Consider the following 10,853-nt stretch of genomic DNA (forward strand, 5'->3'; position numbering starts at 1 on the left):
TTCATGGCGCGCGCGAACGCTATCTATTATGCAACACACGATCCCTTTGCCGATTTCACCACATCGCCGGAAATCTCACAGGTGTTCGGCGAGTTGATCGGCCTCTGGGCTGGCCTGGTCTGGCAATCGATGGGCTCGCCCAGCCCGGTCAGGCTGATCGAAGCCGGCCCCGGGCGCGGAACGATGATGAACGACGCGCTCCGCGCCATTCACCGCGCCGTTCCCGGTTTTGCAGCAGCGCTATCACTGCATCTGATCGAAACTTCGCCACGTCTGCGCCCGCTCCTGCAAACGAATCTGCCCGGCGCGACCATTCACACCGCGTTGCAAGATGTCCCCGCAGGTCCCGCAATCTTTCTGGCCAATGAATTTCTTGACGCCCTACCCATCCGGCAGTTCATCCGGCATGCTGATGGTTGGGCCGAACGACATGTCGAAAACGGTCGGTGGGTCGATCTCCCAACCGCCATCGACCTGCCAGATGACCCGGTTGGCACCATCCGCGAACGCAACGAGGGCGCCGAGGCCTTCATCTCCACGCTCGCGAATCGCCTCGCCGATCAGGGCGGTACGGGCCTGATTATCGATTACGGCCCCCGCCACAGCGGACCCGGGATCAGCCTTCAGGCCCTCCGCAACGGCCGGCCAGCCGATCCGATCACCGATGCGGGTTGCGCCGACCTGACCGCCCACGTCGACTTCGAAACACTGGCCTCCCTGGCCACCGCCGCGGGTAGCGCCGTCGTTGGTCCCGTCTCGCAGGGGATATTCCTCACATCGCTCGGCATCCATGAACGCACCGCACAGCTCGGTCGAGGCGCTCAACCGCGAGATGCCTCCAAACTTATGTCGGCAACCATCCGGCTAACTGCTCCCGAGGCAATGGGTAGCCTGTTCAAGGCTCTCGCGCTCCGCCATCCAGATCTGCCCCCACCTCCTGGCTTCATAGAATGACCCCGTTTCTCACTGGCGATCTCACGGTGCCACACGGGTTCTTCACGCGCGTCGGCGGCGTTTCCCTGGGCAATTACGCCAGCTTGAATTGCGGCTTGTCTGGCCTGGATGATCCAGCCCATGTAGCTGAAAATCGTGCACGTGCCGCTCATGCCATCGGCTCATCGCTGTCTTCCCTGCTGGGAGTCAAGCAAGTCCACGGTGCGCGGGTTATCACTGCGACAACACCATGGCCTATGGGAATCGGACCCGAAGCTGATGCGATCGTGACCAAAAATCCAAACCTCGCGCTCGGTATCATCACCGCCGATTGCGCACCGGTTCTATTCGCCGATCCAAAGCGCCGCATCGTCGGCGCCGCACATGCGGGTTGGCGTGGCGCCCTGGCCGGGGTCCTGGAAGCAACCGCAGCCGCCATGCGCGACATCGGCGCACAAACCATCCACGCGGTTATCGGCCCCTGCATCCATTCTTCCAGCTATGAGGTTGGTGCCGATTTGTATTCGGCTGTCATCGCCCAAGATTCGACCAATATCCGTTTCTTGGTCGCCATCGCCGATCACCACTGGTTGTTCGATCTGCCTGGTTACGTTGCGTCACGCCTAACCCTTGCCGGCGTTACCGCGACAATTTTGCCGCACGATACATTCTCCGATGAACCACGCTTTTTCTCGCATCGTCGACGAACAAAACGAGGCGAGGGACCCGGCGGCCACCAGCTTTCCATCATCACGGCAGCGCCATGAATCGCTATATCGCCCTGCTGATCCCCACACTTCTGGCCGGGTGCGGTACCCTGCCACAGCCATTCCTCGGTCGTCCTGGTACCGAAGGGGCTTTGCTCTCCATTCCACCACCGCCCGTTCTGATCATACCCCCGCCGCACGATGCCATGCTGGGTGACAACGCATCACGAATTTACGCCCATGATCTCGCCGACGCGCTCGTCGCCCGAGACGTTCCAAGCCTCGCTCAGCCCGCGTCAAAGTTCGACTGGCTTCTGGTCGCTCAGGCCCATATCCTCGGTAATCAGATTATTCCGTCGTTTTCAATCGTGGGGCCGACCGGAAAAATGTATGGCCATGTCACGGGCACACCGGTAGCTGCTGGGGCGTGGGCGGATGGCGATCCGAAGCTGCTGCGAGCGGCAGCAACCGCCGCTGCGCCGGAACTGGCGCGTCAACTCGGCGTCATCAACGCCAACGTCCAGCAGAGTAATCCACTTTCCCTGGAAAACCGCCCGCCCCGTGTTATGCTCGATCATGTAACTGGCGCGCCGGGCGATGGTGACCATGCATTGATCCTCGACCTGCGTCGCAGTCTCGATCAGCTGGGTGTCATACTTGTCCGCCGCAAGCATGAAGCCGATTTCGTCATTAACGGAATCGTGAGAGTTTCGCCTGCTAAACATGCATCCACTGCCATCAATACGGATGTGGTCGAACTGGACTGGATGGTGCGCAACCAGAGCGGCGCATTCATTGGAAAAGTGAGCCAGTTGCACGAACTCGAACCACAGCAGATGTCGCCATATTGGGGTGACGTCGCCGCCGCCGCCGCCGAGCAGGCGGCTCTGGGGATCAAGCAGGTTATCGTCAATGCAACTCCAAAACATGTTGCCCTGTCGTCGAATGCTGACGCCACTCATCCGGGATCTGCCAGATCGGTGATACCGCCTGCACAGTGAAGGCCATCTCGGAAACCCCGCTCGCGTCGAAAACCGCAGCCCCGTCTGTCCAGCGAAACCAACGCCGCCCCCGTCGTTCCGACGGGTAGAAACCGGTTGAAAAACGAGGGTCGGATTCACTCACCAGCACGCCGTCCAGCGTTATGTCGGTAATCGCGATGCCCAGTCGCCGCCGATCGAAAGATGCGGGATCGAGATCCGCCGGACTCGAACAAGACGATTCGATCGTCAGTCGTCCAACGGTGGCCGGGAGGCGAAACAGCTTCTGCCCACTGTCGGTATCGATCGCCTCAAGTCGCCGACCATCGGCATACACAGCGAAGCGACCGGCAACGCACCTGACACCGTACTCGCGTAGACGGTCGTGCAGCCTCTGGCGAATCGCCGTTAAAACTGTCCCACTCACGGCTAATGGCGCAAATGCGCGCGTGGCATCCCAGCGAGAAGGTGCAAAATTAGGGTGCAGCGCCACCGGGCCTTTCTGGCGGGCAAAATGATGACGATTTCCACAATCCAGATATGTTTCGGCCGGCAGCGTCTCAGCCCAGACAACATCATGAACTTCCAGCTCGATGTGGTGATACGTTACCTCTGAAACGTCGATCTGCCTGATCGAAACGCCGTTGATCAGATATTTTGCCTGCACCAGCACACGGTCGCAATAAATCGCGTGATCGGGTGATACGTAAAGATCGCGCGCTGGTACCCCTGGTCCGAAGGCCGCCGCCTCGATCAAAACCGGTAGTACCGCGGCCGGATTTGGATGACGATCGCAATCAATTCGCCGATGCCCATGCCAGACGACCGGTTTGGTCGATCCGTCATGCGTCACAACGAGATCACCTTTACGCAGGCTCTCAACGGGGCGAGGCCCATCGGGCGTCAGCAATCGGGTTCCCGCCCGAAAGCACGGGGCAACAATTTCATAGGTCCTCCCATCGACGGTGCTGGCAATCTCACTGACTAGCGTATCGGCGCTGGATCCGAACGCGATGGTGATCGGCGCCGCCCCATCGGAGAGAACGAAATCATTGCCATTGGCTGCCCCCGTAACCGTCTGGCTGGCACCGAAACCCGTGACGTCAATCGTATCACCATTTTGGAACCCATCGATCGTCCCGGAGAAAAGACGCGACTCGTTGAACGTAAGAGTAGACTCTCCTGAAACGAAATCGATTGTCTGCCCCGCAGCAACGACATTGCCAAAATTTACCGCGCCTCCAGCGAGTTCGATCGTGCCCGTTCCAGTGACCGTCGATGAAACGGAGAGTGCATCCCCGAAACCTTCAACGACCGTTCCGTCATTATTGAATACCATTTGGCCGGTCATCGAGGATGCCCCGGTGAAATCCCACTCGGCACCGCCAATCAGCGCAATCGTTGGAAACAATGAAACTTCGTGCTCGAGATTTCCCAATGTACCGAGCGATGTCCCCGCGAACACCAAATCCGCCGCTCCGCCGCCATTAGCCAACCCGCCGAGGACGGCGCCAGGCAACAAGGTGAGGCTATTTCCAGAACCCCCTTTGGCGAACGAAATCGCCGCTTCCCCATCACCTGTGATCGTACCCGCGTCGACGATCGTGACCAGATTTTGTCCTGCCCCGACCATGATTCCGGTTTCGCCGGCGACAGTACCGAAATTAACAAATCGCGAATCATTTCCAATGTAAATGCCAACACTGCCGCCTGAAACGACACCGTCAACGGCATTGGTCATACTGGCCTGGTTGAGACGCACCCCCATACCGCCATTCGCTGCGGTATCGCCGCTATCAATCAACCCACCATTCACCAGCGTATTCGCAGCTAAACCGCCGCCGGAAAACTTAATGCCTTCAACCGCCGTTGCGCCACCGCTGATGGTTCCACCGGCCAGATTATCGAGTGCGATCGTGTCGCCGACCATCATGATGCCCGCTCTTCCGCCACTGACGTATCCGCTGTTTTCGATGGTCACCGGGACATTGCTTGCCCACACACCATAAGCTGCGGATGCATCGATCACACCGGAATTTTCAATGAAACCCCCGGATTTGAGAAAAACCCCTTCTCCAACTGAAGCGATTATGCTACCTGAGTTAGAAATTGACCAACTTGTAGGTGCAAACACCGCATCCCCCGAATTAGCGTAGATCGATCCGGTGATGGTGACAGGGTCTGAATATGCTGATGCCGCAAGGGTGATACCGTGGTTGATCGTGGCACTAATTGAGTTTGACATGACAAATCCTCCGACTGGGGTGCAATAAAATCTTGCAACCGACGCGTGTATTTGACATTAAACCTTAAGTTGTGTCACTAAAAATCTTAACCGCCCGTTACTCTATTTTGGTCGGACGGCACGATCTTAATCGATCGTCGCACCGGGGTTGAAATGAGCGTAAATCAGCCGGGCAGTGGCGCGGTTAATCCCCGTAACCGCTTCAAGATCGCGTAATCCAGCCTGCTTGACCCCCCTTGCCGAACCGAAATGGTTCAATAAAGCGCGCTTACGGGCGACTCCGACGCCTTCGATGTCGTCCAACTCGCTGGTTACGATTTTTTTGCTGCGGCTGGCGCGATGAGTCGTGATCGCGAACCGATGCGCTTCATCTCTTAAGCGTTGCAAAAAATACAGAACAGGGTCGCGTGGTGGCAACTGAAACGCAGGACGCTCAGCGGTATGGAACCACTCTCGACCTGCATCCCGGTCCGGTCCCTTGGAAATCGCAACCACTGGAAGATCATTGATGCTCAAATCGTCCAAAACCGCCTGGGCTGCCGACAACTGGCCTGCACCACCATCGATCAGAACCATGTCCGGCCAAGTTCTCTCAGTTCGATCCGGATCTTCCGCGATAGCTCTCGAAAATCGCCGTGTCAGCACTTCGCGCATCATGGCGAAATCATCGCCGGGGGTAATCCCCCCCTTAATCGCAAATTTCCGATATTCGGATTTCATCAATCCGTCCGGCCCTGCCACGATCATCACGCCATAGGCGCTGGTACCCATGATATGGGAATTGTCATAAACCTCGATCCGCTCTGGCGTTCGATCGAGAGCAAATAGCGACGCGGTCGCCGCAAGCAGTTTTGCCTGACCCGCCGATTCCGCCAATTTGCGCTCCATCGCCTCGCGAGCGTTGATCTCGGCATGCTGCACCACCGCATGCTTTTCGCCCCGCTGTGGTACCGCGACCTCAACCTTACGATCCGCTTTAACTGTCAACGCCTCCGCCAATAATGCGGCGTCTGGCACGGCTTCGCTGAGCAAAACCAGCGGGGGCGGCGTCTTGTCGTCATAGAATTGCGCGACGAACGCGCCCAGAACGTCCCCCGCAGCCTCACCCCGCGCCTGGGCAGGAAAGAAACTACGGTTTCCGTTGTTCCGTCCGCCGCGGATGAAAAAAACCTGCACGCAGGATTGTCCAGCCGCCTGATGAATTGCGATCACATCGGCATCAGTAAAACTTTCAGGATTGATCACGTCGGAGCCTTGGATATGGGTCAATCCCCGAATCCGATCTCGGATCGAAGCGGCCCGTTCAAACTCCAACGCTTCCGCCGCAGCTTCCATTTCGGTCGCCAGATCCCGCTGCACACTGCCGGCACGACCCGACAAGAACGCCCGCGCCTGATCAACCAGCGCGCCGTAGTCAGCAACTGATATTCGTCCAACACACGGTGCGGAACACCGTTTAATCTGATGCAACAGACATGGCCGCGACCGATTGGTAAATACCGTATCTGCACACGTGCGAAGCAGAAAGACCCGCTGTAACGCCTGGATCGTCTGATTGACCGACCACGCCGAGGCAAACGGCCCCCAATAGCTTCCTTTGCGACTCTGTGCGCCACGGTGCTTGGTCAACTGAGCGAACTCACGATCAGCCGTGATCATCAGCCATGGATATGATTTGTCATCGCGGAGCAGAATATTGAAACGGGGTTTCAAACGCTTGATCAAATTGGCCTCAAGCAGCAATGCCTCGGCCTCAGTGTGTGTGGTCACCACCTCCAAGCTGGCGGTCTCAGAAACCATCCGCCGCAATCGCTCTGGCAAGCGTTCGATCTGGGTATAGGTGACGACACGTTTTTTCAGGCTTCGTGCCTTGCCGACGTATAGCGCGTTGCCCGAGCCATCGAGCATGCGATAGACACCCGGCCCGGTCGGCAACGTTGCCAGCGCCGCCAAGATGATTTCAACGCCCACTGGCGTTACCCTCTCTCATGGCGAAGCACGACGATCAGTGAATTGCCCCGATCTGTGGATAACTCTGTGCGTAACTCGCAACCAACCACGATCTGTCATGGCGCGCACACCGCCCCCGTAAACTCGAAGACAATCAGACCTGAAACCATAACTCTCTGAAATAACAACATAATATGTCAGGCTATGTGACCATCGCGTTACGGGTCTGCCAGCTAAAAACCTGATTCGAGGCCTTTTTTTCGTGAGTGGACAACTTTAGCATCCCATCCACCCTATAGCGTAAACATCGCTCCTACGACCAGCACGAAACAGCAATTCAGCAACGCTTGATAGCTGGCATGTGTCTCACTTCGGTTGTCGGAATCGTGAATCCCACCTTGTTACAAAGTTAATACTGGCTAAACGTTTCGGCCAGATCCAGGAGTTTACCCATGCAACATCCAACCGAAATCAATTCCTCGGGCACATCGCTGAACCGGACTTTGCCGATCTATCCTTTGCGACCTGGAGAGCTTGCCGCGTTCGTGGAACACACCGACGCCGGGACGGCGGCTTTCATCCGAGCGCACGGCTTTAATGCTAACGTCCATGACCTGTTGTTACTGCCAGGACCAGATGGCCTTGCCGGCGCGATGCTCGGGATCGGCGATGACAGATCGGCGTCCGCATTTGGCGGCGTGCTAAACAAATTGCCCTCCAACTCCTTCTGGCATCTGATGCCTGGCGATTACGACACAGCCGAGGCGATACTGAACATCAAACTCGGTGCTTACCGTTACGATCGCTTCAAAGCGCGGAGCGAAAATCCTGCCCGTATCTCATGGTCCGGACCCGACCATCGGCCATCGATTATCGCCGCCGCCGTCTGCCTGGCCCGCGACCTGATCAACACACCGGCCAACCTGCTCGGCCCAGCCGAACTAGCCGATGCAGGTCGCGACATCGCTGCACATTTCGGTGCCCGCGTCGAGCAGGTGACTGGCGATGCGTTGGTGGCTGGCTACCCCGCCCTCGCCGCCGTCGGCTCCGGCTCATCCCGCCCCCCACACATGCTCCGCTTCACCTGGGGCGACGATCCTAGCCTTCCGTTGATTTCATTATGCGGCAAAGGCGTATGCTTCGACTCCGGCGGCTATGACATCAAGCCGAGCGTCGCCATGCTGCGCATGAAAAAAGATATGGGGGGCGCAGCGATCACGCTTGGACTTGCGCAAGCCATCATGGCGTTGGATTTGGCCGTTCGTCTCGATGTCAGAATTGGCTGCGTCGAGAATAGCATTTCCGGCCACGCGATGCGCCCGCTCGATGTTCTGAAAACCCGCGCGGGGTCGATGGTGGAGGTTGGCAACACCGATGCGGAGGGCCGTCTGGTCCTCGCTGATCTGCTGACCGATGCTGCAAGCTGCAAACCAAACTGGCTGATCGATTTCGCCACTCTAACCGGCGCGGCGCGGGTCGCATTGGGTCCGGATTTGCCCGCATTATTCAGCAACAACGACTCTTTCGCCGAGGCCATGCTTGCCGCGGGCCGCGCGACCCACGATCCGATGTGGCGCCTGCCTTTGTGGGCGGGTTATGACAATTGGCTTGATAGCAGCATCGCCGACTTCAACACGGTTGCTGCTAAACCGATGGCGGGGGCCATCATCGCCGGCCTTTTCCTGAATCGGTTCGTTCCCGCGGACGTGCCATGGGTCCATATCGATACCTATGCCTGGAACGACCAAACCCGTCCCGGGCACCCCGAAGGCGGCGAAGCGCAGGCATTGCGGGCGACCCTGGCTGCAATCGAAGGGTTTTGTCACATACCTGAAAATTGATTTGGGCCCGAGTCACGGCACACAATCTTGCAACGGAATTGCAATGTTTTCATGTTCTGGTGTCTTGTTCTTAACTACAAAGTCTCATAACTGGTGCAGGGCTGTTCGTTCCTCGACCAGGATGACATTGTCATTTTTGTCAACCAGGCGGTGGCCAGCAATCTAACGAGCGGTCCAGAGCCGGCAAACGGTCTTTGAAATTGTCCGCCGTCCGCTAATCGCAGAGGAGTTCAACTCATGGCAGCACAAATGACACCCGATGATCTGGTCGGAATTTTACGCGATACCATCATTGCACTTGTTCGTCGGGACGGGGTGGATCTTTCAGCGCGGCAACTCGGTGTGTTCCTAACCTGCTACCTCAACGATGGCGCTCATACCGTTCGCGGTTTAGCCCAGCAGTTGAATGTCTCCAAACCGGCAATCACCCGCGCGCTCGACCGGCTGTCCGACCTCGATCTCGCCCGCCGGAAAGTTGACCCGACCGATCGAAGGAGCGTTCTCGTCCAGCGTACGACCAAGGGTTCAGCTTTCGTACGCGAAATTCGATCCGTCATGAGCGAGTTGATCATTGCAAGCCATACTTCAGCGGATGTCGCACCACGCCGTCCCGCCGCGGCAGGCTGATGTCGAACTACACGCCGTTCGGTTCGAGACGCACCTTACTCAATCTGGTGGCGTGCGTACTCGTGGTGTCTCTCGCCATTCCCGTCGCCACCCGCGCCGACGTACCGGCGCAAACGCCCGCCAACCGGGCGATTCTCAACGAAGTGTCCAACTATCTGAATGGCCTGAAAACCATAACCGCTCGCTTCATGCAGGTCGGGCCGGATGGATCGGTCCGCACCGGTCAAGCCATCGTTCAGCGTCCTGGCAAAATGCGATTTCAGTATGATAAGCCGAATCCTCAGCTGCTCATCGCTGGATTCGGATTGTTGGTCTATCACGATCCCCAACTCGACCAGACCACCAACATCCCGCTTTCATCCACGCCGCTTGGCATTCTGCTTGACAAAACGATCCGTCTTTCCGGGTCGGTAACGGTAACTAAAGTGTCCCAACCTCCCGGCGAAGTGCAGGTCAGCCTGATCCGAACCGGTAAAGCCCAACAGGGGCATATCACCCTTGTGTTTTCAACCGACCCCCTCGAATTGCGTCAATGGCGCGTGACCGACGCACAGGGTCGTCTCACCCAAGTCAGCCTCTATGACCTTCGGGCCACCAAGCCGTTTCCGGACAAGGATTTTGAATACGTCCAGGGCATCAACCATAATTGATACCGTGAGAGTGGTGTCCATGAACCGCGCCCTGATCCGACCGATCGGTTCCGGATCGCAGGCAAGCGTCATCGCAAACCAGCCTCGCCAATCAACCTGATGACAGCGCTCGCGAGATTTGAGACTAGAAGTTAATGGTCCTCACTTCCCAAAAGCTGATCGGCATTTCATGCTGTCAGAAATCTTTCGGCACATTCGGCATGATCAACCATGCAGCCTCCGATACCTATGTCCGCGCGGTTGATCGTGTTGTTGGTGCGGTACCGATCCTGATCCCGGCAAACGGCGTCAGTGCCGATGTCGATACGCTGCTCAATCACTTGGGTGGGCTCATTCTCACCGGCAGCCGCAGTAACGTCGCCGCCATATTTTACGGTGGTCCCCCGCAACAACCCGAGGATGCCCCGGAAGATCCCGAACGCGATCACGTCACCCTTCGTCTCGTCCGCGGCGCAATCGAACGACGCATCCCAGTCCTGGCGATCTGCCGTGGTCTGCAAGAGCTGAACGTCGCCCTCGGCGGTACATTACACCAAAGACTCCAGGACAATCCTGGTTGCATCGATCATTCGACACCGATGCAACCCCATGGCGCCGTGCGAACCGGCAAGGCGCATTTCGTCACCATCCGACCGGGCGGGACGTTATCAACAATCGTGCAAAGCGAGCGACTAGCCGTCAATTCACTGCATAACCAAGGGATCGACATTTTAGCCCGTGGCTTGTTGGTGGAGGCGCGTGCGATCGATGGTACCATCGAAGCAATTACCGGCACGCACCCTGGTTATCTTCTAGGCGTACAATGGCACCCTGAGTATGATTTCGATTGCGATGCTGCCTCGCGACGGATCTTCGAAAGCTTCGGAACCGCCGTGCGCAGCGCCTAGAGCGATATGCGATTAAGTTGACGCGGCAGCGGC

9 protein-coding genes are annotated in these 10,853 nt (G+C 57.7%); 7 read left to right on the forward strand and 2 right to left on the reverse strand.

Going from position 1 to position 10,853, the window contains the following annotated elements; genetic code table 11:
- Nucleotides 1–3: 3 nt before the first annotated feature.
- The 3 genes from ACP5E6_RS01200 to ACP5E6_RS01210 are packed head-to-tail and all read left to right on the forward strand — an operon-like array spanning nucleotide 4 to nucleotide 2,641.
- Entirely contained in the window at nucleotides 4–954 is a 951-nt protein-coding gene (locus tag ACP5E6_RS01200; RefSeq protein ID WP_427950584.1) for a class I SAM-dependent methyltransferase, read from the forward strand.
- A complete protein-coding gene (pgeF, locus tag ACP5E6_RS01205) occupies nucleotides 951–1,700 on the forward strand; it encodes a peptidoglycan editing factor PgeF (protein WP_427950547.1) in 750 nt (249 codons plus the stop codon). Before ACP5E6_RS01200 ends, pgeF begins: the two co-directional genes overlap by 4 nt.
- Nucleotides 1,697–2,641 carry a hypothetical protein gene (locus ACP5E6_RS01210; protein ID WP_427950550.1) on the forward strand — a complete coding sequence of 315 codons (945 nt, stop codon included), beginning with the start codon at nucleotides 1,697–1,699 and terminating at the stop codon, nucleotides 2,639–2,641. The genes pgeF and ACP5E6_RS01210 overlap by 4 nt, the downstream gene beginning before the upstream one ends.
- Here the strand turns inward: ACP5E6_RS01210 and ACP5E6_RS01215 are convergent.
- A complete protein-coding gene (locus ACP5E6_RS01215) occupies nucleotides 2,550–4,865 on the reverse strand; it encodes a Hint domain-containing protein (protein WP_427950553.1) in 2,316 nt (771 codons plus the stop codon). The two genes, ACP5E6_RS01210 and ACP5E6_RS01215, sit on opposite strands and share 92 nt — an antisense overlap.
- A 126-nt stretch (nucleotides 4,866–4,991) precedes the next feature.
- Complete coding sequence (gene uvrC, locus ACP5E6_RS01220) at nucleotides 4,992–6,836, reverse strand: excinuclease ABC subunit UvrC (protein ID WP_427950556.1); 1,845 nt, start codon at nucleotides 6,834–6,836, stop codon at nucleotides 4,992–4,994.
- 431 nt (nucleotides 6,837–7,267) lie between these two features.
- On the opposite strand from uvrC, the gene ACP5E6_RS01225 reads away from it, so the two are divergent.
- The 4 genes from ACP5E6_RS01225 to ACP5E6_RS01240 all read left to right on the forward strand — a co-directional run bounded on the left by ACP5E6_RS01225 (nucleotide 7,268) and on the right by ACP5E6_RS01240 (nucleotide 10,820).
- The gene (locus ACP5E6_RS01225; RefSeq protein ID WP_427950558.1) at nucleotides 7,268–8,656 is read left to right on the forward strand and encodes a leucyl aminopeptidase family protein; all 1,389 of its coding nucleotides are present in this window, start codon (nucleotides 7,268–7,270) and stop codon (nucleotides 8,654–8,656) included.
- 237 nt (nucleotides 8,657–8,893) lie between these two features.
- Nucleotides 8,894–9,283 carry a MarR family transcriptional regulator gene (locus ACP5E6_RS01230; RefSeq protein WP_427950561.1) on the forward strand — a complete coding sequence of 130 codons (390 nt, stop codon included), beginning with the start codon at nucleotides 8,894–8,896 and terminating at the stop codon, nucleotides 9,281–9,283.
- Nucleotides 9,283–9,933 carry a LolA family protein gene (locus tag ACP5E6_RS01235; RefSeq protein ID WP_427950564.1) on the forward strand — a complete coding sequence of 217 codons (651 nt, stop codon included), beginning with the start codon at nucleotides 9,283–9,285 and terminating at the stop codon, nucleotides 9,931–9,933. Before ACP5E6_RS01230 ends, ACP5E6_RS01235 begins: the two co-directional genes overlap by 1 nt.
- 134 nt (nucleotides 9,934–10,067) lie before the next feature.
- Nucleotides 10,068–10,820: a gamma-glutamyl-gamma-aminobutyrate hydrolase family protein gene (locus ACP5E6_RS01240; RefSeq protein WP_427950567.1), complete on the forward strand. Its 753-nt coding sequence runs from the start codon at nucleotides 10,068–10,070 to the stop codon at nucleotides 10,818–10,820.
- Nucleotides 10,821–10,853: the final 33 nt, after the last annotated feature.

The organism is Acidiphilium sp. (genome assembly GCF_049977125.1).
Lineage (GTDB): Bacteria > Pseudomonadota > Alphaproteobacteria > Acetobacterales > Acetobacteraceae > Acidiphilium.